The organism is Nocardiopsis sp. N85, assembly GCF_028882275.1.
In the GTDB taxonomy this organism is placed as follows: Bacteria; Actinomycetota; Actinomycetes; order Streptosporangiales; family Streptosporangiaceae; genus Nocardiopsis; species Nocardiopsis lambiniae.
The window spans coordinates 595,644-616,616 of record NZ_JARBUT010000001.1 but is presented as its reverse complement, the minus strand read 5'-3'; the positions used below and the strand labels follow the sequence as shown (position 1 = coordinate 616,616).

19 protein-coding genes are annotated in these 20,973 nt (G+C 72.8%); 4 read left to right on the top strand and 15 right to left on the bottom strand.

All coding sequences use genetic code 11. From position 1 onward, the window contains the following. Nucleotides 1-72 precede the first annotated feature (72 nt). A complete protein-coding gene (locus PWG71_RS02560) occupies nucleotides 73-1,734 on the bottom strand; it encodes a UDP-N-acetylmuramoyl-L-alanyl-D-glutamate--2,6-diaminopimelate ligase (RefSeq protein WP_274807811.1) in 1,662 nt (553 codons plus the stop codon). A gap of 108 nt (nucleotides 1,735-1,842) precedes the next feature. Between PWG71_RS02560 and mmuM the strand changes: the two genes are divergently transcribed. Continuing rightward, on the top strand, nucleotides 1,843-2,775 hold the full coding sequence (gene mmuM, locus PWG71_RS02555; RefSeq protein WP_274807810.1) for a homocysteine S-methyltransferase: 933 nt from the start codon (nucleotides 1,843-1,845) through the stop codon (nucleotides 2,773-2,775). A 121-nt stretch (nucleotides 2,776-2,896) separates the two neighbouring features. Here the strand turns inward: mmuM and PWG71_RS02550 are convergent, their stop codons facing one another. The 4 genes from PWG71_RS02550 to mraZ all read right to left on the bottom strand — a co-directional run bounded on the left by PWG71_RS02550 (nucleotide 2,897) and on the right by mraZ (nucleotide 7,051). After that, nucleotides 2,897-4,864: a peptidoglycan D,D-transpeptidase FtsI family protein gene (locus PWG71_RS02550; RefSeq protein ID WP_274807809.1), complete on the bottom strand. Its 1,968-nt coding sequence runs from the start codon at nucleotides 4,862-4,864 to the stop codon at nucleotides 2,897-2,899. Then, nucleotides 4,861-5,307 (bottom strand): hypothetical protein, encoded by a 447-nt coding sequence (locus PWG71_RS02545; RefSeq protein ID WP_274807808.1) that lies wholly within the window; start codon nucleotides 5,305-5,307, stop codon nucleotides 4,861-4,863. The genes PWG71_RS02550 and PWG71_RS02545 overlap by 4 nt, the downstream gene beginning before the upstream one ends. Nucleotides 5,308-5,316: 9 nt before the next feature. Beyond that, on the bottom strand, nucleotides 5,317-6,345 hold the full coding sequence (gene rsmH, locus PWG71_RS02540; RefSeq protein ID WP_274807807.1) for a 16S rRNA (cytosine(1402)-N(4))-methyltransferase RsmH: 1,029 nt from the start codon (nucleotides 6,343-6,345) through the stop codon (nucleotides 5,317-5,319). A 274-nt stretch (nucleotides 6,346-6,619) separates the two neighbouring features. Continuing rightward, nucleotides 6,620-7,051 carry a division/cell wall cluster transcriptional repressor MraZ gene (gene mraZ, locus PWG71_RS02535; RefSeq protein ID WP_274808123.1) on the bottom strand — a complete coding sequence of 144 codons (432 nt, stop codon included), beginning with the start codon at nucleotides 7,049-7,051 and terminating at the stop codon, nucleotides 6,620-6,622. 446 nt (nucleotides 7,052-7,497) lie between these two features. On the opposite strand from mraZ, the gene PWG71_RS02530 reads away from it, so the two are divergent. From PWG71_RS02530 to PWG71_RS02520, 3 genes are read left to right on the top strand one after another with little or no spacing between them, the layout of a single operon-like run. Next, the gene (locus tag PWG71_RS02530; RefSeq protein ID WP_274807806.1) at nucleotides 7,498-8,490 is read left to right on the top strand and encodes an AAA family ATPase; all 993 of its coding nucleotides are present in this window, start codon (nucleotides 7,498-7,500) and stop codon (nucleotides 8,488-8,490) included. Nucleotides 8,491-8,525: 35 nt separating this feature from the next. Then, on the top strand, nucleotides 8,526-9,728 hold the full coding sequence (locus tag PWG71_RS02525) for a DUF58 domain-containing protein (protein WP_274807805.1): 1,203 nt from the start codon (nucleotides 8,526-8,528) through the stop codon (nucleotides 9,726-9,728). After that, nucleotides 9,725-12,037, top strand: coding sequence for a transglutaminase family protein (locus PWG71_RS02520; protein WP_342455933.1), 2,313 nt, complete (start codon nucleotides 9,725-9,727; stop codon nucleotides 12,035-12,037). Before PWG71_RS02525 ends, PWG71_RS02520 begins: the two co-directional genes overlap by 4 nt. A 394-nt stretch (nucleotides 12,038-12,431) precedes the next feature. Here PWG71_RS02520 and PWG71_RS02515 read toward each other — a convergent pair whose 3' ends face one another. The 10 genes from PWG71_RS02515 to PWG71_RS02470 all read right to left on the bottom strand — a co-directional run bounded on the left by PWG71_RS02515 (nucleotide 12,432) and on the right by PWG71_RS02470 (nucleotide 20,967). Next, nucleotides 12,432-12,842, bottom strand: a complete 411-nt coding sequence (locus PWG71_RS02515) for a DUF3040 domain-containing protein (RefSeq protein WP_274807804.1) — start codon at nucleotides 12,840-12,842, stop codon at nucleotides 12,432-12,434. 244 nt (nucleotides 12,843-13,086) lie between these two features. Next, entirely contained in the window at nucleotides 13,087-14,373 is a 1,287-nt protein-coding gene (gene dinB, locus PWG71_RS02510; RefSeq protein WP_274807803.1) for a DNA polymerase IV, read from the bottom strand. A gap of 36 nt (nucleotides 14,374-14,409) precedes the next feature. Then, complete coding sequence (locus PWG71_RS02505) at nucleotides 14,410-15,198, bottom strand: methyltransferase domain-containing protein (RefSeq protein WP_274807802.1); 789 nt, start codon at nucleotides 15,196-15,198, stop codon at nucleotides 14,410-14,412. Nucleotides 15,199-15,232: 34 nt separating this feature from the next. Beyond that, a complete protein-coding gene (nusB, locus tag PWG71_RS02500; RefSeq protein WP_274807801.1) occupies nucleotides 15,233-15,646 on the bottom strand; it encodes a transcription antitermination factor NusB in 414 nt (137 codons plus the stop codon). After that, a complete protein-coding gene (gene efp, locus PWG71_RS02495; RefSeq protein ID WP_274807800.1) occupies nucleotides 15,646-16,206 on the bottom strand; it encodes an elongation factor P in 561 nt (186 codons plus the stop codon). The genes nusB and efp overlap by 1 nt, the downstream gene beginning before the upstream one ends. A 136-nt stretch (nucleotides 16,207-16,342) precedes the next feature. Next, nucleotides 16,343-17,443, bottom strand: coding sequence for a 3-dehydroquinate synthase (aroB, locus tag PWG71_RS02490; protein WP_274807799.1), 1,101 nt, complete (start codon nucleotides 17,441-17,443; stop codon nucleotides 16,343-16,345). Next, nucleotides 17,440-17,943, bottom strand: coding sequence for a shikimate kinase (locus PWG71_RS02485; protein WP_274808121.1), 504 nt, complete (start codon nucleotides 17,941-17,943; stop codon nucleotides 17,440-17,442). The genes aroB and PWG71_RS02485 overlap by 4 nt, the downstream gene beginning before the upstream one ends. Nucleotides 17,944-18,017: 74 nt before the next feature. Beyond that, nucleotides 18,018-19,199, bottom strand: coding sequence for a chorismate synthase (aroC, locus tag PWG71_RS02480; RefSeq protein ID WP_274807798.1), 1,182 nt, complete (start codon nucleotides 19,197-19,199; stop codon nucleotides 18,018-18,020). A gap of 45 nt (nucleotides 19,200-19,244) precedes the next feature. Beyond that, a complete protein-coding gene (locus PWG71_RS02475; RefSeq protein WP_274807797.1) occupies nucleotides 19,245-20,189 on the bottom strand; it encodes a prepilin peptidase in 945 nt (314 codons plus the stop codon). A 70-nt stretch (nucleotides 20,190-20,259) separates the two neighbouring features. Beyond that, nucleotides 20,260-20,967 carry an SseB family protein gene (locus PWG71_RS02470; protein WP_274807796.1) on the bottom strand — a complete coding sequence of 236 codons (708 nt, stop codon included), beginning with the start codon at nucleotides 20,965-20,967 and terminating at the stop codon, nucleotides 20,260-20,262. Between the last annotated feature and the right edge of the window lie 6 nt (nucleotides 20,968-20,973).

The window sequence follows — 20,973 nt, the reverse complement described above, 5'->3', positions numbered from 1 at the left end:
TCGGCAATATCCGCCACTTCGTGACCGTCGGCTCCGCCCCGTGCACCGGTCGCGCACGGGGCGGGGTCGGGGTCAGGTGCCGTCGGCGGGCCGATGGACGTCCAGGAGTGCGACTCCGAGGCGTTCGCGGACGTCGACGGACAGGTGCTCCTCGATGGCGGAGCGCAGTACCTCGCGGTCGTCGAAGGGCAGGACCTCGCCCTTGACGTACTGGCCGGTCTCGTGGCCCTTGCCGGCGACCACGATGACGTCGCCGGCGCCGGCGCGGGACACGGCCAGGCGGATGGCCTCGGCGCGGTCGAACTCGACGGTGATCCGCGCCCGTTCCTCTTCGGGGACCTTGGCGGCGCCCTCCAGCATCGCGGTGGCGATGACGACGGGGTCCTCCGAGCGCGGGTTGTCGTTGGTGATGACGAACCGGTCGGCGAGGCGGGCGGCGGCCTCGCCCATGAGCGGGCGTTTGGCGCGGTCGCGGTCGCCTCCGCAGCCCAGGACCACGGTGATCTCGCCCTCGGCGACGGTGCGCACGGAGGACAGGACGGCCTCGACGGCCCCGGGTTTGTGGGAGTAGTCGACCAGTGCGGTGAAGTCCTGGAGGGAGGTGGGCACCTCCCGGGCCGTCACCTTCTCCATGCGGCCGGGGACGCCGGGGGCGGCGGCCACGCCCTCGATGGCGGTCTCCAGGGGCAGGCCGGCCTCGACGAGGCCGATGACGGCGGCCATGGCGTTGGAGACGTTGAAGGGGCCGGGCAGGCCGACGGAGGCCCGGGCCTCCATGCCGCCGGGACCGACGATGCGGAAGGTGCTGCCGGCGGCGCCCAGGCGCACGTCGACGGCGGTCCAGTCGGCGGTCAGGGCGGTCTCGGGGTCGGCGTCGGAGAAGCCCTCCACGCCGAAGGTGGTGACGGGCACCGCCCCTCGCGCCTGCACCATGTCCACGAGCGCCCGGCCGAACCGGTCGTCGGCGTTGATCACCGCGATGTCGCAGTACTCGGGGGTGAACAGGCGCGCCTTGGTCTCGAAGTAGTCGCGCAGGTCACTGTGGAAGTCCAGGTGGTCCTGGGACAGGTTGGTGAAGATCGCGACGTCGTAGTGGGCTCCGCCGACCCGGCCCAGGGCCAGGGCGTGGCTGGAGACCTCCATGGCGGCGGCGGTGACGCCCTTCTCCCGCATGAGGGCGAAGAGACCGTGCAGGTCGGTGGCCTCGGGCGTGGTGAGGGAGGAGGCGACGCGTTCGTCGCCCACGCGCATCTCGACGGTGCCGATGAGGCCGGTCCCCATGCCGGCGCGGCGCAGCCCCGACTCGATGAGGTAGGAGACGGTGGTCTTGCCGCTGGTCCCGGTGGTGCCGATGAGCAGCAGGTCCCGGGAGGGTTCCTTGAAGATCCAGGCGGCGACGGTGCCCAGCGCGGCGCGGGCGTCGGGGACGACGAGGGTGGGGAGCCCGGTGGCGGTGGCCCGGTCGGCCCCCGCGGGGTCGGTGAGGATCGCGGCGGCCCCCGCCTCGGCGACCTGCGCGGCGTAGTCGGCCCCGTGGGCCCGGGCCCCTGGTAGGGCCGCGTACAGGTCGCCGGGGCCCGCCTGTCGGGAGTCGTGGGTGATACCGCGCACTTGGACCTCGCGGGCCGGGACCGGGTGATCCGGGGCGAGGTCCGGGCGCAGCAGAACGGCGTCCGGGCCGAGCAGCGGCACGAGGTCGGACAGGGGTCGCAGTGGCGTGTGTTCAGGTCGCATTACCGGTGGCACGTGTGGAGGTTAACCGTTGGAGGCGATCGGTCGGTAATTTCCACGCTGGGACGACGCCGATCGGTCGTGGTTCCGCGGCTACCGTGGTGGGCGGGGGTGAGGGGTGTGGACCGGGTGGCGGAGGCGGTGGCCGGAGGGCGGCCGGTGGTGCTCGACGGCGGGTTGGCGACCCGGTTGGAGGAGTACGGGTACGACCTGTCGGGCGGTCTGTGGTCGGCGCGGTTGTTGGCCGAGGACCCCGACGCGATCCGGCGGGTGCACCGGGATCATCTCGAAGCGGGCGCGGAGGTGGTGACCGCGGCCGGCTACCAGGCGGGTCTTCCGGCGTTGACGGCCCGGGGGTGGTCGCGGGCCGAGGCGATCGGGTTGGTGCGGCGGTCGGTGGAGTTGGCGAGGCTCGAACGCGACGCCTTCGGTTCGGGTCTGGTCGCGGCGGGGGTGGGCCCCTACGGGGCGGCCCGGGCGGACGGTTCGGAGTACACCGGCGCCTACGACCTGGACGAGGACGGCCTGTACTCGTGGCATCGGGAGCGGTGGCGGGTGCTCGCCGACGCGGGGGCGGACCTGATGGCGTGCGAGACGGTGCCGTCGGCGGCGGAGGTCCGGGCGTTGGCGCGGCTGGTGGCGGAGACGCCGGGGGTGCGGACGTGGTTGAGCCTGTCGTGCCGGGACGGGGTCCGGGCGTGCGACGGCACGCCGCTGCGGGAGGTCGTCGCGGAGCTGGCGGGCTCGCCCGCGGCGCCGCGGTTGGTGGCGGTGGGTGTGAACTGCACGGCTCCCCGGTTCGTCCCGGATCTGGTGCGGGTGGTGGCCGAGGCCGGGTTCCCCGCGGTGGCCTATCCCAACTCCGGTGAGGTGTGGGACGCCGGGGCGCGTCGTTGGACCGGGGTCTCCTCCCCCGAGGAGTTCGGCGCGGCCGCGGTGACGTGGTGCCGGGCGGGGGCGGTGCTGGTGGGCGGTTGCTGTCGCACCGGCCCGGAGCACATCCGGTCGGTGCGCGCCCACCTGGACGCGCTCGCGTCGCCCTGACCGCGAGTGCGCCCTCGGGGTTCCGGAGGCCGGCGGAGGCGAGGCCTTCGAGGGGGCGTCGGCCGCCGGTCGCCCGTGTGGGGGCGGCGGCGGGGCGACGCGAGGGCGCGGAGGGGCGGGGTCAGTCGCCGTCCTCCTCCTCGAAGAGGCGGATGGCGGGCGGGTCGGTGGCGGTCGGCGGGACCTTCAGGGTCTTGAGCGCGAAGGACATGATGTCGTTGAAGGCGGGGCCGGCCGCCTCACCGCCGTAGTAGGTGCCCTGCGGGTTGTGCAGGACCACCTGGACGACGACCTCGGGCGCGTCGGCGGGCGCGAAGCCGGCGAAGGTCGAGGTGTAGCCGCCGCCTTCGTAGGTCCCGGTCTCGGGGTTGACCCGGTTGGCGGTACCGGTCTTGCCCGCCACCCGGTAGCCGTCAATGCGGGCCTGGGGCGCGGTGCCCTCGTCGCTGGTGACCGCCTCCAGCATGAGGGCGAGGCGTTCGGCCGTCTCCTCGCCGATCACCCGGGTGCGCCCGGGGTCGTCGGCCGGGGTGAACGTGCCCTCGGTGTCGACGGTCCCGGCCACCACGCGGGGTTCCACGCGCACGCCGCCGTTGGCGACGGTGGCGTACACCGACGCCATCTGGGCGGCGTTGACGGTGACGCTGTGTCCGATGGACACCGACGGCAGCTGGGTGCCCCACCAGTCCTCGGGGTCGGTGAGGATGCCGGTCTCCTCACCCGGCAGGGCCAGGCCGGTGGGCTGGCCGAGCCCGAATCGCGTCATGTAGTCGTGCAGGACCCCGGGGCCCACCTGGTCGGCGATCTTGATGGTGCCGACGTTGCTGGACTGGGCCATGATGCCGTTGACCGTGAGGCGCTGGGTGCCGTTGTTGCTGGAGTTGCGGAAGGTCTGGTCGTAGTACTGGAGGGCGTAGGGGACCGTGTAGACCGTCTCCGGGGTGGTGAGTCCTTCCTCCAGGGCCGCGCCGACCGTGATGACCTTGTTGGTGCTGCCCGGTTCGAAGGTCTCGGCGACGGCGCCGTTGGACCATTCCTCGGGGCCGCCGGCGGAGATGTCGGTCGGCGCGTAGCTCGGGTAGTCGGCCATGGCGATGATCTCGCCCGTTCCGGGGATCATGACGATGGCGCTGCCGCCGGCGGCGTCGAGTTCCTCCACCCGCTCGGCCAGGGTCTGGGCGACGTACCACTGCACGTCGCGGTCGAGGGTCAGGCGCACGTCCCGGCCGGGCACCGGGTCTTTGACCAGGCCGCCGGCCATGGGGATCTGGGTGCCGTCCAGGCCGACCTCGACCTGGCGTTTGCCCGCCTCTCCGGCCAGGATCGTGTCCATGTAGGCCTCCAGGCCCTCCAGGCCGTGGCCCTCGCTGCCGACGAAGCCCACCAGGTCGGCGGCCCCGGTCTCCTCCGGGTAGACGCGTTCGTAGTCGACCTCGGCTCCCACCCCGCGCAGGCCGAGTTCGCGCAGTTCCTGCCATTCTCCGGGCGGCACCTTGCGGGCGACCACCTGGTAGCGGGTGGGTGCGGCGTCGACCTTGGCGGTGACCTCGTCCTCGTCGAGGTCGAAGCGGGTGACGAGTTCGTCGATGAGCTCCTCACGCTGGTCCTCGCGGACCTCCTCGGGGTCGACGAAGACCGTGCGCACCTCCGCGGACAGCGCGAACGGGTCGCCGTTGGCGTCGGTGATCGCGCCGCGCATGGTGGGGATGTCGATGGTCTGGAGGCGCAGTTCGGAGGCGGCCTCGGCGTAGGTCTCCGCCTCGATGCCCTGGATCTGGATCAGGCGCCCGGCGAAGAGGACCAGTACGGCCAGGGCCAGGGCGCCGCCGAAGCGGATGCGTCTGCCCGGCTCGCCGCGGCGGAAGGTGCGGCGCAGCAGGGGCGGCGGGGGCGGTGGCGGGGTCGGCCTGCGGCGTGTGCGCTCACCGGACGCGGCGCGGTTCTCCCGGGGTGAACGGCGTTCGCCGGAGGCCCGCGCCCCGGTGTCGGGGCGCGGGGCGTCGCGTTGGGGCCTGCGTGCGGGCCGGGAGCCGGACTTGCCGGTCGCGCCGGGCCTGCGGGGGTCGCGGGGGCGTCGGGGGGTGCTCAATCGGCGCTCCCGGTGGTCGAACCGTCCTCGGTCCCTCCGCTGACCTCACCGGCGTCCGGGTCCAGGAACAGGGGGGCGTCCCCCTCTTCCATGCCCATCCCCTCGGCCTCGCGGGCGATGCGCTCGGAGGTCTCCAGGTGGGCGACGGTGCTCTGGAGTCGCTGTTCCTCGTAGGACAGTTCCCGGTTCTGTGTCTGGAGGCTGGAGATGGCGAACGCCTCCTGCGCGATGACACCGCGCAGGAGCAGGAGACCGACCAGGGCACCGCCGAGCAGGCACAGGACGAGGAGGACGAACGGGATCCTGGGCGCGCGGGAGCGGGCCGGGGTCGCGGTCGACGTCTTCTTCGGGCGCGCGGGAGCGCGTCCGCCGTCGGGTGCCTTGCGCGGGGTCGCCGTGCGGCGCGGGGCCGTGCGACGGGTGTCCGTCCTGGTCGTGCTCATCTGTTCTCCCTACTGCCGCGTGGGCCGCACGCGTTCGGCCGCTCGCAGGCGGGCCGACTGGGCGCGCGGGTTGCGTTCGTTCTCTTCGTCCGTGGGGAGTTCGGCCCCCCGGGTGAGGAGCCGGAGTTCGGGTTGCCGGTCGGGGAGGGGGACGGGCAGGTCGGGGGGCGTGGTGTCGGTGGCCAGCGCGGCGAACGCCTTCTTGGTGAGGCGGTCCTCCAGCGAGTGGTAGGACAGCACGGCGATGCGTCCTCCGACGGCCAGTCGGGAGAGGGCGGCGGGCAGGGTGCGTTCCAGGATGGACAGCTCGGCGTTGACCTCGATGCGCAGCCCTTGGAAGGTGCGTTTGGCGGGGTGGCCGCCGGTGCGGCGGGTCGCGGCGGGGATGGACTCGCGGACGAGTTCGGCGAGTTCGCGGGTGGATTCGATGGGGCCTTGGGAGCGGCGGCGTTCGATGGCGCGGGCGACGCGGGAGGCGAACCGTTCCTCGCCGTAGGTGCGCAGGACGCGGGTGAGCTCGGCCACCGGGTAGGTGTTGACGATCTCGGAGGCGGTGAGCGTCTGGGTGCGGTCCATGCGCATGTCCAGGGGCGCCTCGTGCGCGTAGGCGAAGCCGCGGTCGGTCTCGTCGAGTTGGGGTGAGGACACGCCCAGGTCCAGGAGGACGGCGGCGGCGTCGGTGGCGCCGGCCTCGTCCAGGGCCCGCGGGATCTCGGAGTAGACGGCGTGGACCAGGTGGACGCGGTCGGCGTGGGGCGCCAGGCGGGCGGCGCTGCGCTCCAGGGCGGTGGTGTCGCGGTCGACGCCGACCAGGCGGGCGTTCGGGCAGGCCTTCATGAGCGCCTCGGAGTGGCCGCCCAGGCCCAGGGTGCCGTCGACGAGCACCGATCCGGGGCGTTGCAGTGCCGGGGCGAGCAGTTCCACGATGCGGTCGAGCATGACCGGGACGTGCAGGGGGTCGGCCCCCGTGCGGACCGCCGCGACGCGTTCGTCGCCGGTGTCCCCGTTCCCGTCGCCGTGCCCCCGGGTGTCACCCATGCGATGCCGTTCCTCCACGCTGTCGCGTCTCCCCCTCGAATCGCCGCGGTCGCGCCCGTGCGGGCGCGCTCCACGGTGTCCCTGGTGGCCTCACCGGTTTCCGGTGGGCCTCCGGGCACGGCCGCTATTGTCCACCTTTCGGTGGCGTCGCGTTGACGGTCTGGCACCGGGGAAGTCGTGCCAGCTCGTGTCGCCGCACCCGGAGGCCGTCACCGGATCCCGGCTGCGAGGGTGTGGACCTGTTTCCGTGCCGTGGAGCCGGAGGCGTCCGGGCTCACAGCACCCCGGGAAGCACCTCCTCCGACATGTGCGCGAACTCCCGTTCGCGCTCGGCCTCGTAGTCCGACCAGGCCTGGGCGTCCCAGATCTCCAGTCGGGTGTTGGCCCCGATGACGGCGCAGTCGCGGGTGAGCCCCGCGTAGGCGCGCAAGGCGGCCGGTACGGTGACCCGTCCCTGACCGTCACAGGTCTGGTCGGAGGCGCTCGCGAAGAGGATGCGGCCGTAGTCGCGGACCGCTCGGGCCGTGACGGGGGCCTCGGCGAGGGAATCGGTGATGCGCACGAACTCCTTGACCGGGAAGACGTAGAGGCAGCGTTCCTGGCCCTTGGTGATCACCACACCCCCCGACAGGTCGTCGCGGTACTTCGCGGGAAGGAACAGGCGTCCCTTCTGATCCAGCCGAGGCGTGTGCGTGCCGAGGAACACACTCCCGACCTCCTCCCGAAGCGGAGAATTCACCCTCTCCACGATGCTCCACCTTACTCCACTCTTCCCCACCGTCAACAGCTCCGATGGGGGCACAATGGCGGATTGGGCGACGAATGCGCAGGTCACAGCGGTGGTGCGTGGGTGGGGGATCCCGCGCTCCCCGGCGCGCCGCCCGGCGGGCGGGAGGGCGGACGCCCGGATCGGACCCCGGAGGCGTCGGGGAAAGCCGGGAGACGCGGCTTTGCGAGGTTCTCTTTTCGCAGCCGCCCCGTGGGTCGTAACGGGGTCGGAGCGAATGATCAGAAGAGCAATTCTCGCGCTTTAGTACGCTTTCGTCGCATCAGCCCGCATTCGACGGCCGATTCCGGCACTTTGGTTTGCAATCGCTCTGATTGGCCCTAGCCTCGGATCCGAACACCGACACACGGAGCGGGAGGGGTCTCGTGTCACTCGGCACACACCACGGCGGTCGCGGGGGCGGCGTCCAGGCGGACGTCGAAGAGATCGTCGCCGTGGCCGACCGCGTCCGCGGCGCCATCGAGACGGTCATCGAGGGCAAGCCGGAGGTGCTGCGCGTCGCGTTGACCGTCCTGCTCGCCGAGGGCCACCTGCTCATCGAGGACGTCCCCGGCGTCGGCAAGACCATGCTCGCCAAGGCGTTGGGCCGGGCCGTGGACTGCTCCGTGCAGCGCGTCCAGTTCACCCCGGACCTGCTGCCCAGCGACATCACCGGGGTCAGCGTCTACCACCAGGAACGACGCGAGTTCGAGTTCGACCCGGGGCCGATCTTCGCCAACATCGTGCTGGGCGACGAGATCAACCGCGCCTCGCCCAAGACCCAGGCCGCCCTGCTGGAGTGCATGGAGGAGCGCCAGGTCAGCGTCGACGGCCGCACCCGCCCCCTGGAACGCCCGTTCATGGTCGTGGCCACCCAGAACCCGGCAGACATGGAGGGCACCTACGCGCTGCCCGAGGCCCAGCGGGACCGGTTCATGGCCCGGGTCTCCGTCGGTTACCCCTCCCCCCAGGCCGAGCTCGACATGATCGACTCGCACGGCACCCACTCCCCGTTGGAGGGGCTGACCCCCGTCACCGACGCCCTCACCGTCCGCCGGCTGGCCGACCTGGTCCGCCAGGTGCACGTCGCCCCCGGTATGCGCCGCTACATCGTGGACCTGGTCAACTCCACCCGGACCAGTCCCGAACTCGACCTGGGCGCGTCCCCGCGGGCCACCCTGCACCTGGTCCGGGCCGCCCGCGCCCACGCGGCCCTGGAGGGGCGCCACTACATCGTCCCCGACGACGTCCAGTCCCTGGCCGTCCCGGTCCTGGCGCACCGCCTGCTGCCCGGACCGCAGGCGCAGATGGAGCGCATGACCGCCGAGCGGATCGTCGCCGACCTGGTCGCCCGCCTGCCCGTCCCCGCGCCCCGTTGACCGCCTGACCGTCCGACCGTCCCGAGAGAGGGTCCATGCGCCCGCGACGAACCCTCACCGCCCGAGGCGTCTGCCTGCTGCTCCTCGGCCTGATCGCCCTCGTGGCCGGTCTCGTCATCGGCCAGCGCGAACTCGTGGCCCTGGGCGTGCTGGCCACGGCGGTCCCGCCGCTGGCGGCGCTCAGCGTGTTCGGCGCGGCGGGCCGGATCGCGCACAGCCGCCTCATCACGCCCTCCCGGGTGCGGGCCGGCCATGACGCCCGTGTCATGGTGCGGGTCGGCAACTCCTCCCACGCCTGGCCGGTCACCTCCGTGTCGATCCGCGACACCCTGCCCACCCCCCTGGGGCACGAACCGCGCTACTCGCTCGGCCTCCTGGGCCCGCGCGGTGTGCGCGACCTCGCCTACCTGGTCCGTCCCGCCGTGCGCGGCAACTATCCGCTGGGGCCCCTGTGGGTGTCGGTGACCGACCCGTTGGGGTGCGTGCGGGTCGAACAGCGGCCGAGCGCCCCCGACCATCTGCTGGTCACCCCGGCGACCGTCCCCCTGGGCCGGGTCGGCACCGCCGACGGTTCCCAGGGCGACGACTCCCCGCGCCGTTCGACGAGCGGGATCGGCGAACAGGACCCGGTCCCCCGCGAATACCGGTACGGGGACGAACTGCGCCGGGTCCACTGGCGCTCCACCGCCAAACACGGCGAGCTGATGGTCCGCCGCGACGAACAGCACCGGCGCGAGTACGGCACGATCCTGCTCGACACCCGCCGCCGCGCCCACGCGGGCACGGGGGCCGCCCATTCCCTGGAGACCGCGGTGAGCGCCGCCGCCTCCATCGCCCTCCACCTGCTCGACCAGGGCCACGAGGTGCGCCTGCACACCGAGCGCGGGCGGATGCCGGTGACCGCCCCCTCCGCGTTGCTGGACGGGTTGGCCGTCATCGAACCCTCCGACGCGACCGCCCCGCCGCTCGGCGCCTCGGCCCCGGCCTCCTCCGCCTCCCTGACGGTGGCCGTCCTGGGCGCCGTGGAGGCGGAGGAGGCCGCCGTCCTGGCCAGGACGGGCGGCGGTCACCGCGTGGCCGTGCTGTGCGCCGGGGCCGCCTGGCCCTCTCCCGACGCGCTGCGCGGGGTGGGCGAGATCCTGTCCACGGGCGGCTGGCGGGTCGTGCGCCTGTCCTCGATCGCCGAGCTGCCCCCGCTGTGGCGGGACGCCGCACCTCTCGGGAAGGTCCCGCGTTGAAAGCCCTGATGCCCCTGGCCGCCCTGGTCTGCCTGTTGTGCGCGCTCCCCCTCCTCTCCCCCTTGGTGCGCGGCGACGGCTGGTGGTCGCCCGCCGTCGTCCTCATGGTCACGGCGACCGTCGTGTCCGTCCTGTACCGGATGTGGAGCGGCCGGGTCGGGCTGCTGGTGCCGGTGCTGCAAACGGCGGTGGTGGGTCTCCTGATCGTGCCGTTGTTCGCCGGGCACCTGGCCCCGATGGGCCTGCTGCCCTCCGGTGCGGCGGTGGAGCACGTGTTCGAGGTGTTCTCCCGCGGGCTGGAGGTCATCAACGTCAATCAGCCGCCGGTGACGGCGACCTCCGGTGTGGTGCTGATCATCGCCGTGTCCTTCGCGGTCTTCCTGATCACCGCCGATTTCCTGGCCGCCACCGCGCGCTGCCCCGGTATGGTCGGCGGGCTGCTGCTGGCCTTGGCCGTGGTGCCGCTGGTGGTGGACGGGGACGGCATCGGAGCATGGCCCCTGGCCGTGTGCGCCTTCGGGTTCCTCCAACTCCTGGCCGTGGACACGTGGGTGCGCGGCCGCGAGTGGGGGGTGGTGGTCCCGGTCCCCGCCGGGGGCGCCCTCCAGCACGCCCTCGTGGCGACGCTGGCCGGGGTCGCGGCGATCGTGTTGGCGTCGGCCCTGCCCGCGGCGGTCCCGGGGTTGCGCACCGACGCGTTCCACTCCATGGCGGAGGGCACCTACATCGGCCGGCAGAACGACGTCATCACCACCACCCACCCGTTGGTGTCCCTGCGCCGGGAACTGCTGGCGGAGTCCGACCGGACCGTGCTGACCTACCGCACCGAAGCGGAGGAGCCCGGTTATCTGCGCCGGTACGTCCTCGACGAGTTCGACGGCGTGAACTGGACGATGAGCCCGGTCGACGCCTCCGGTGACACGCGGGTCGAGGACGACCTCCCCCTCCCCACCGGATGGCCCTCGGCGGCCGAGGAGGAGACCGTCCTCACCCGGGTGTCCCTGGACTCCGACATCGCCGGCATGGACTTCCTTCCGCTGCCGTACTGGGCCCGTTCGGTGGACGTGTCCGGTGAGTGGTACGTGCACCCCGACAGCCTCATGGTGTTCACGACCGAGCAGCCGTCCACCGGGCTCAACTTCACCGTGGAGACCTCCGAACGACCGGTCGACGCGCGGGAGCTGGCCGGGGCGGGCGCTCCGCGTTCGCTGCCGGGGGACTTCCGTTCGCTGCCCCGGAACCTGGACCCGGGGGTCGGGGAGCTGACCCGGTCGTTGACCGGGCACACCGACTCCCCCTACCTCAAGGCGGTCGCCCTCCAGGAGTTCTTCACCTCGGGGGACTTCACCTACAGCCTGCGGCCGCCGGAGGTGCCCGGCGGTTCCGATCCGCTGGTCCACTTCCTGACCGTGGACCGGACCGGCTACTGCCAGCAGTTCGCCGGGGCGATGACCGTGATGGCCCGTCAGGCGGGCATCCCCGCCCGGGTCGCGGTCGGCTACACCGCGGGTGAGCGGCTCGGCGACGGCCGGTGGACGGTGACCACCGGTGACGCCCACGCCTGGCCGGAACTGTACTTCGAGGGGGCCGGATGGGTCCGGTTCGAACCGACGCCGGCCGGTGCGACCGGACAGGGATCGGCCACCGAGCCCGAGTACAGCACCGGCGGGGGTCTCGACCCCGAGACCCCCGAACCGGAGCCCACGCCGACCATCGGCCCCGACGACGAGCCCAGTGCGTCGGAGGAGGAGCCCGCGCCCTCCCCGGGGGCGAGCCCGTCCGCCGAGGCGGAGGAGACGGAGGGCGCCGCCGCGCCCCCCGTCGGCCCTGACGGGACCGGGCCGGACCTGTCGTGGGTGCCCGCGGCGGCCGCGGTCGTCGGCGTTCTGCTCGTGCCGTTGCTGCCCGCCGCCGTGCGCGCCCTGGTGCGGCGTTCCCGGTCGGGACGGCCGGGGGCCGCCTGGCGCGAGCTGCGGGACACGTGCGTGGACCTGGGGCTGGGCTGGGACCTGGCCGAGAGCCCCCGGGCCACGGCGGCCCGCCTGTCGGCGCTGCGCGACCGGAACAGGGTGCCGCTGCCCGAGGGGGTCCGGGCGGCCCTGCACCGGTTGGCCCTGGCCGAGGAGCGCGACCGGTACGCCCCCGCCTCGGTCTGGGACGAAAGCGTGGGCACCGACCTGCGCACGATCGTGGCCGGGCTGCCCGGGGTGGTCACGCGGGGGGTGCGACTGCGTGCGACGCTGCTGCCCCGGTCCCTGTGGGACCGGCCGCGCGCGGTGACGCCCGACCCCGAACCCCAAGGGGCGTGAGGGTGCCGGGCGGGCCCGGGAGGGCGCGCCCGGTTCCGTCTTCAAAGCGCACGGATCGCCATGGGGTGAGGGCCTGTCGTGTCCGACCCTCCCCCCGGGGACGATCATGCCCTTTCGCCCCACGGCCCCCGGGGACACCGCGGCCGAGCGCCGCCTTCGACCGTTTCCGGGCCGGTTCCCCGGCGGTGGACCCGGCCGCCGACGCCCGGACGGCGGTGCCGCCGCTCATCGTGCGCGACCACGTGGGGACCCCCGGTCACCTGTTCGGGACTGTTCCCGTCGGCGGGCGCGGTCGGGGCGGGCCGGGGAGGGCGGTTGAACGACGACCGGGGTCCCGCACCGATGTGCGGGACCCCGGTCGTCTGTGAAGCCGATACCGGTCAGGGGGACGGGGTCACTCGTCGCCCTGCTGGCGGCGACGCCAGCGCTCCTCGAAGCGGTTCATCATGCCGGGACGCCCATCGCCCTTGCGTCGGCGGGGTTGCTCGGCGACGACGGTCTCCGGACCGCCTCCGGCCGCTCTACGCCAGGCGTTGAGGCCCCATAGCAGGCAGGTCAGCATGACGAGGAAACCACAGACGCTGACGGTGACGCCCACGGCGGTGCCGATGGAGCTACCGAGCAACAGGCCCGTCAGCATCAGCACGAGGCCGAGAACGAACCCGAGTCCGGCTTTGATGATCCGGCGCTTGTGATGGACCACGGGGTTCGTCTGTCGAACGGTGTTCGCGAACTTCGGGTCCTCGGCATACAGCGCCTGCTCGATCTGGTCGAGCATGCGCTGCTCGTGTTCAGAGAGCGGCACGGCGCCTCCCTACGACAGTCCCCGGTTGGGGTGACGGGTACTGATCAACAGTCTCTTGGTCAGTGGTATGCCCAGAATACGGTGCGCTAGCGCACGGTGGAAGGAAAAGGTGCGTGCGGACCTGACCGACCAAGGTCACGATACCCCCGCGCTGTCTCGGAAACACCGGTTTCCATGCCTCTCTGTCTACCCTGACTCCGGTCCTGCACCGTATAACGCTCGGAACAGTCCAGAAGTTGCGGCATCATACGTCGTTTTCGTCACGCTTGGCCAATACAGCCGACTGTATCGCGCCGGGTCCGAATCGTTCCGCCACCCGGTCCATGACACGTTCGACGTCCCGCCAGCCCGTCTCCCGCTCGTCCAGGGCCAGTTGGCGATGGACCCCGCCGGCCGGGACCACGCCCTCCACCCGCACGCCGACCAGCCGCAACGGGGTCCCCTGGAGTCCGGACTCGGCGTACAGGGCGCGGGCCGCGGCGTTGATCTCCCGTCCGACGTCGGTGGCGTCGGGCAGGGTCCGGGCCCGGGTGATGGTGGAGAAATCACCGCGTCGGAGCTTGACGCTCACCGTACGCCCCATCAGCCCCGAGGCGCGCAGACGTCTCCCGACCCTCTCCGAGAGCCGCAGCAACTCCTTGCGGACCGTCCCGGGGTCGGCGACGTCGGTGTCGAAGGTCTCCTCCGCGCCGACGCTCTTGTCGACGGACTCGGCCGTCACGGGGCTGTCGTCGACCCCGCGGGCCAGCTCGGCCAGACGGGTGCCGACCTTGTCGCCCAGCTCCATGCGCAGCAGATCGCCGTCGTGGCGGGCCAGCGCGCCCACGGTGCGCACGCCCATGCGGGCCAGCGTCCGTTCGGTCTTGTCCCCCACTCCGGGCAGGGCGCCCACCGGCAGCGGATCCAGGAAGGCGCGGACACCGGCGGTGGGCACCAGGAGCAGGCCGTCGGGTTTGCAGTGGGTGGAACCGAGTTTGGCGACGAAGCGGGTGGCGGCCACCCCCACGGAACAGGTCAGCCCCTGTTCGCTTCGGATCCGTTCGCGGATCATCGCGGCGATCCGCACCGGCCCGCCCAGGCGGCGGCGCGCGCCCGACACGTCGAGGAACGCCTCGTCCAACGACAGGGGCTGCACCAGGGGGGTGACCGCGCGCAGGACCTCCATGACCGCCTCTGAGACGGCGCGGTAGGCGCGCCCGTCGGGCGGGAGGACCACCGCGTCGGGGCACAGGCGCAGGGCCCGGGTCATGGGCATCGCCGAGTGGACCCCTCGGGCGCGGGCCCGGTAGTCGGCGGAGGAGACGACGCCGCGTGGACCGGTGCCGCCGACGATGATCGGCGCGTCCCCGATGCCGGGGTCGCGCAGCCGTTCCACGCTGGCGAAGAACGCGTCCATGTCCAGGTGCAGGACGTTGCAGTCGGAGTCGGGCCCCGACCCGTCGAGCGGGAACCCGGCGTCCAGGGGCACGATGCCCTCCGGGGAGACCATGCCCCGCAGCGCGGCCCCGCGTTCCAGTTGACGTCGGCTCATGCGGTCAGGCTACGCGCCGTCGGGGACGGTCCCGGCTCAGGGCCGATGGGCGGTCACGTGGAGCTGGGTGGCGATGCCGAGCAGCTCGGGGTGCTCGGCGGCCGCCTTCTCCAGTTCCACCAGGTGCCGACCGGCGTGGACGTCGCCCTCCCAGGCCTGGCCCGGGACGAGGTCGGCGAACACCCGCACCCCGCGCACCCGTTCGTCGGTGAGGCCGACGGTGCCGACCAGTTCCAGGACGCCTCGTCGGGTGAACCGCCGGGGCATGGGGTCGCCGGGGCCCCAGCGGCCCTCGACGTCCTCCAGCAGGGTGCGGGCGTCGGTGAGGTGACCGGCCAGGGCACGGTGCAGGGCGCCGGCGACGGCGTTGGTGACCAGCAGGCTGACCGCACCGCCGGGGCGGGTGACGCCGACCACGTCGCGCAGGGCGGCGACCGGGTCGTCGACGTACTCCAGCACGTTGTGGACCAGGACCAGGTCGGTGCCGCCGGCCGGGAACAGGGACACCAGGTCCCCGATCTCCCCCTGCACACCGCGCACCCGGACGCCGCGTTCGGCGGCGCGGCGTTCCAGCGCGGCCAGCGAGTCGGGGCTGGGTTCGACCACGGTCACCCGGTGGCCGAGTTCGGCGAGCGGGACGGCCGCCCCGCCGGTGCCGCCACCGGCGTCGACGATGTCCAACGGGGCACCGCCGCCGAGTCGGTCCAGCAGTCCGGCCAAGGCCTCCCACACGACGGCGGTCCGCGCCGCGTTGGCCGCCCTGCCGGGGCCGGTCGCCCCGCCTTCGCCCAGACCGCCCGCGCTGGTGCCGGTCCTGTCACTCACCCGTGTCCCCCATGTCCGTTGCCGCCCGCCGGCTCTACAGCGCGAGCGTCGACTTGTTCTCCATGAGCCTGGACAGCAGCCCGTTGACGAAGTTGGGAGACTCGTCGGTGGACAGTTCCTTGGCGACGCCGACGGCCTCGGCGATCGCCACGGCGTCGGGGATGTCCTCGGCCCACAGCAGCTCATAGGCGCCCATGCGCAGGATGTTGCGGTCGACGACCGGCATCCGCTCCAGGGTCCAACCGATGGCGTAGGTGTCCAGGAGTTCGTCGATGCGGTCGCGGTGCCCGTTGACGGAACGGGCCAACTGCTCGGTGAACTCGTTGATCGGCGGCTCGGGCTGGGCCAGGCGGCGCTTGATGACCTCTTCCACCGAGATGCCGCGCACCTCGGCCTCGTAGAGGACCTCGACCGCGCGCCGCCGCGCCTTGCGCCGTGCTCCGCTCATCAGTTGACTCGCCCGAGGTAGTCGCCCGTGCGGGTGTCGACCTTGACGCGCTCACCGGTGGAGATGAACAGGGGCACCTGGATGGTGGCGCCGGTCTGGACGGTGGCGGGCTTGGTACCGCCGGTGGAGCGGTCGCCCTGCACACCCGGGTCGGTGTGGGTGATCTCCAGCTCGACGGCGGCGGGCAGTTCGATGTAGAGCGGGTTGCCCTCGTTGGTGGCCACCGTGACCTTGGTGTTCTCCAGGAGGAAGTTGCTGTCGTCGCCGACGACGGCGTCCGGGACCGGGAGCTGGTCGTAGGTCTGGGTGTCCATGAAGATGAAGGACTCGCCGTCGTGGTACAGGTACTCCATGTCGCGGCGATCGACGTTGGCGAACTCGACCTTGGCGCCGGCGTTGAAGGTCCGGTCCACGATCTTGCCGGTGAGGACGTTCTTCAGCTTGGTACGGACGAACGCGCCGCCCTTGCCCGGCTTGACGTGCTGGAATTCGAGGACGTTCCACAGAACGCCGTCGATCCGCAGGGTCGTGCCGTTCTTGATGTCGTTCGTCGTGGCCACTTCGGTCGTCTCTCCAAGGGGTCTGACACGTCGGGGGCCGGACCCTGGGGCCCGGTCCGCTGATCGGTGGGGCCGGCCGCGGGCGCCTCGGGGTCCGCCCCGAGCGCACCGGTGCGCAGGCCGCCTGGGTGCAAGTCTAGTGGCTTCCCGGAACCGGGGCGCCGTCCGCGACGGCGGCGTAGGCCGCGTCGAGCAGCTCGGGAGCGGGTCCGGCCAGGATCGCGGTCTTCGCCATGCCGTCCAGGACCACGAAGCGCAGGGTGGCGCCGCGGGTCTTCTTGTCCACGCTCATGGCGGCGCGCAGCTCGGGCCAGGCGGGCGCGGCGTAGGAGACGGGCAGGCCGACGGCGGTGAGCAGGGCCCGGTGGCGGGACACCAGGTCGGCGTCGATGCGACCGTCGAGCCGGGCGAGTTCGGCGGCGAAGACCATGCCGATGGAGACCGCGTACCCGTGCCGGAAGGTGTAGTTCTCGGCGCGCTCGATGGCGTGTCCCAGGGTGTGGCCGTAGTTGAGGATCTCGCGGCGGCCGCTCTCCTTGAGGTCGCCGGAGACGACCTCGGCCTTGACCCGGATGGCGCGTTCGATGAGTTCGCGGGTGTGCCGTCCCTCGGGCAGGGCGGCGCCCTCGGGGTCGTCCTCGACCAGGTCGCAGATGACGGGGTCGGCGATGAAACCGGCCTTGATGATCTCGGCGAGGCCGCCGATGTAGTCGGCGCGGGGCAGGGTGGGCAGGGTGGCCATGTCGCACAGCACCCCGGCCGGGGGGTGGAAGGAGCCGACGAGGTTCTTGCCCTCGGGCGTGTTGATGCCGGTCTTGCCTCCGACGGCGGCGTCGACCATGCCCAGCAGGGTGGTCGGCACCAGGACCGAGCGCACCCCGCGCAGCCAGGTGGCGGCGACGAATCCGGCGAGGTCGGTGGCGGCCCCGCCGCCCACGCCCACGACGGTGTCGGTGCGGGTGAAGCCGTGTCGGCCCAGGCGGGACCACAGGTCGGCGGCGACCGCGACGGTCTTGGCGGCCTCGCCGTCGGGGACGGGCATGGGGTGGGCCTCGTACCCGGCGGCCTCCAAGGCCTTGACGACGGGCCGGGCGATACCGCCGAGCCCTTCGGGGTGGACGACCGCCACCCGGGCGGCGTCCCCGACGAGCGAGGGCAGCTCGGAGAGCACGCCGCTGCCGACGACGACGTCGTAACGGCCGGCGGTGTCCCCGACCCTGATGCGCGTGACGGTCATCGGTCGGCCTTTCCGGCGTCGAGGGTGGGGACGATGACGTCGACGATCTCCTCGGGGTGGTACCCGGTGGTGGGCACCGTGACCGTGGCGAGGGACTCGTAGACGGGGAGGCGTTCTTCGAGGAGTTTGCGCAGTCGTGCGCGGGGGTTGCCGACCAGCAGCGGCCGGGCGGTGTCCATGCCGACGCGTTTGGCCGCTTCGGCGAACTCCACCTGGAGGTAGACCACGTGGTGGTCGGCGAGGTCGCGGCGGGTGTCCTCGTTCAGGACCGCGCCGCCGCCGACGGCGATGACGCCCTCCCAGGTGCGCAGTCCCTCGGCGACGATCTCGCGTTCCAGCGCCCGGAAGCGCTCTTCGCCCTCTTCCAGGAAGATGTCGCCGATGGGCTTGCCCGCCCGCTTCTCGATCTCGGTGTCGGTGCACAGCAGATCGACGCCGAGCCGTCGGGCCAGGGCCTCCCCGACCGTGGACTTGCCCGAACCGGGCGATCCGATGAGCACCGCGATCGCTCGTGACACGCTCTTCCCACCTTCGTCTCGTTCCCCGGGCCCGCCCGCGGGCGGGCCCGGGCGGGTCAGCGGATCTCCAGGGAGTCCAGGTACCCCTGGAGGTTGCGGGCGGTCTCGGCGACCGAGTCACCGCCGAACTTCTCGATGGCGGCCTCGGCGATGACCAGGGCGACCATCGCCTCGGCGACCACTCCTGCGGCCGGGACCGCGGTGACGTCGCTGCGCTGGTGGTGGGCCTGGGTCGGTTCGCCGGTCTCGGTGTCGATGGTGTCCAGCGCCCGGGGGACGGTGGCGATCGGCTTCATGGCGGCGCGCACCCGCAGCGGGTCGCCGGTGCTCATGCCGCCCTCGACTCCGCCGGCGCGGTTGGTGCGGCGGCGCACGCCGTCCGGTCCGGGCTCGATCTCGTCGTGGGCCTCGGAGCCGCGGCGGGCGGCGGTGCGGAAACCGTCGCCGACCTCGACGCCCTTGATGGCCTGGATGCCCATGAGGGCTCCGGCCAGCCGCGCGTCCAGGCGTCGGTCCCAGTGGACGTGGCTGCCCAGCCCCGGGGGCAGGCCGTAGGCGAGCACCTCGACGACGCCGCCGAGGGTGTCGCCGGACTTCTTGGTGTCGTCGACCTCGTCGACCATGCGGGCGCTGGTCGAGGGGTCGAAGCAGCGCAGCGGGTCGGCGTCGACGGCGGCGAGGTCCTCGGGGCGGGGTTCGGGCGCGTCCTCGGGGACGGCGACCGGGCCCATGGACACCACGTGGCTGAGGATCTCCACGCCGAGCGCCTGTCGGCAGAAGAGGCGGGCGACCTCACCGATGGCGACGCGTGCGGCGGTCTCCCGGGCGCTGGCGCGCTCCAGGATCGGCCGGGCCTCGGTGTGCCCGTACTTCTGCATGCCGACGAGGTCGGCGTGGCCGGGGCGCGGCCGGGTGAGCGGCGCGTTACGGGCGATGCCGTCCAGTACCTCGGTGGGCACCGGGTCGGCGGACATCACCTTCTCCCATTTGGGCCACTCGGTGTTACCGACCTCGATGGCGACCGGACCCCCGAGGGTCAGGCCGTGGCGAATGCCTCCGATGAGGGAGACCTGGTCCTGTTCGAACTTCATCCGGGCGCCACGACCGTACCCGGCGCGGCGGCGGAGCAGCGCGGCGGTGATGTCGTCAGAGGTGACGGACACACCGGCCGGGAGGCCCTCCAGAATCGCGACGAGTGCCGGCCCGTGGGATTCCCCTGCGGTCAGCCAACGCAACATGGGTCCGATCTTTTCACGGATCGGTCCGAGGGGTGGCATCCGGTCTCAGAGTGCGGGCATCAGGGGTCGGGCGGCCAGGACGGTGGCCAGCGCGGTGGCGCACATGAACGGCCCCAGGGGGAAGGGGTCGCGGTGGGAGAGGCGGCGCAGTGCCAGCAGGACCAGGCCCACCGCGGAGAAGGCGGCGAAGGCCCAGAACACGGCGGTCAGCGCGCCCAACGGGCCGGCCGCCCATCCGGCGTAGAGGCCGCTGAGGCCCGAGAGTTTGACGTCGCCGAAGCCGAGTCCGCCGGGGCGGACGCGCCACAGCAGCCAGTACAGCACCGTGACGAGGACCATGCCGATGAGGGCGTCGGTGGCGCGGTGGAGGTGAGGGCCGCCGGGTGGGAGGAGGACCGCGGCCGCGATGAGCGCGGCGGCCACCGGGTAGGAGGGGCGGACGATGACGTCCGGGAGGCGTTGGACCCGCAGGTCCACGACGGAGAGCACCGCGCCCACGGCGACGAGCCACAGCCCGGCCGGGATCCACAGGGGGGTCCAGACGGGGTCCCGGAGGGCGGTCAGACCCACCAGGGTCGCGCCGAGCACGGCCAGGACGAGGACACCGGGGTGGGAGCGGACGGTCTGTTCGCAGTGCGGGCAGGCGCCGCGGATGCGGAAGCAGCGATCGACCACGAGGGGGAACCAGCGACAGAACACCAGTTCGGCCCGGCAGTGGGGGCAGCGGGGCGGTGGTGGCCCCTCGTCGTCGCCCCTGGGGGCCGGCGGGGCCACCGCCTTGTCGGTGCCCGCGGTCGTGCCCTCGTCCGCGCCGGGAGAGACGGCGCCGTGGACGTCGGCGGGGACGTGCTCGCGGGGGCGGGCGGGGCCGAACAGGGGCACCAGGCGACCGCCGATATGACCGGCGACCAGCCCGAACAGGACCGATGCCGCGATGACGGCGATCGCCCACGGGTCCGGATGCGGCACGAACGCGGAGGGGGTGGGCATAGTGCGAAGCTACCGGTCGGCGATCCGTGGCGACAGGCCCGGATCGTACCTGTGGAAAAGCCCCGCGCGATCAGTCCTCGTCGCGGTGGGCGCGCACGACGGCGCTGAGTTCGATCCCGCCGGGCAGGACGTGGCGCAGTTCGGCGGCCAGGCGTTCGGCGACGCGGCGCAGTACCTCGTCGTCGCGTTCCTCCAGTTCGAGGCGGATGCCGATGTCGGCGCGTTCGGAGGGGTGGATGCGCACCCGTTCGATGCCGAACTCGGAGTGGGTCACCCGGTAGACGAGGGCGAGCACCTGGGGGTCGTCCTTGGGTTCGGGGACGGTGCCGTGCTCGGCGAGCATGGTGAGGAAGCGCCCCTGGACGCTGTAGGGCACCGGACCGGACACGTCGACGACCAGGGCGTCGGCGCCCTCCTCGACGGCGGCCCGGCAGGCGTCCTTGGTGGCGAAGGGGACGGGTCGGGCGTCGGGACGCCACCGGCGGACGGCGTCGACGGAGGTGAAGGCGAGTACGCCGCGGCGTCCGTCCTTGCCGGTCATGATCGGGACCGCGACCTCGCTGTTCTTGTCCTTGGTGAGCCCGCCGACGCCCTTCTCGGTCTCGGTGGCCACGGCGACCACGGGGATGAGGAGGCGGGAGGCGCCCAGGGCGGTCAGCACCTGGCGGTCGCCGATCTCGCCGGCGGCGTGGGCGCGCAGGCGGGATTCGACCTCGGGGTCGGCGCCGCCGTCGTCGTCACGGAAGTTCTGGGCGCCGATGATCGTTGGTCTGCTCACGGCCCC

What these genes read in the sequence shown, in the direction of transcription:
- PWG71_RS02560 (WP_274807811.1), bottom strand. Translation starts at nt 1,734, where the DNA reads ATGCGACCTGAACACACGCCACTGCGACCCCTGTCCGACCTCGTGCCG.
- PWG71_RS02545 (WP_274807808.1), bottom strand. Translation starts at nt 5,307, where the DNA reads ATGAGCACGACCAGGACGGACACCCGTCGCACGGCCCCGCGCCGCACG.
- rsmH (WP_274807807.1), bottom strand. Translation starts at nt 6,345, where the DNA reads ATGGGTGACACCCGGGGGCACGGCGACGGGAACGGGGACACCGGCGAC.
- PWG71_RS02525 (WP_274807805.1), top strand. Translation starts at nt 8,526, where the DNA reads ATGCGCCCGCGACGAACCCTCACCGCCCGAGGCGTCTGCCTGCTGCTC.
- dinB (WP_274807803.1), bottom strand. Translation starts at nt 14,373, where the DNA reads ATGAGCCGACGTCAACTGGAACGCGGGGCCGCGCTGCGGGGCATGGTC.
- nusB (WP_274807801.1), bottom strand. Translation starts at nt 15,646, where the DNA reads ATGAGCGGAGCACGGCGCAAGGCGCGGCGGCGCGCGGTCGAGGTCCTC.
- aroB (WP_274807799.1), bottom strand. Translation starts at nt 17,443, where the DNA reads ATGACCGTCACGCGCATCAGGGTCGGGGACACCGCCGGCCGTTACGAC.
- aroC (WP_274807798.1), bottom strand. Translation starts at nt 19,199, where the DNA reads ATGTTGCGTTGGCTGACCGCAGGGGAATCCCACGGGCCGGCACTCGTC.
- PWG71_RS02475 (WP_274807797.1), bottom strand. Translation starts at nt 20,189, where the DNA reads ATGCCCACCCCCTCCGCGTTCGTGCCGCATCCGGACCCGTGGGCGATC.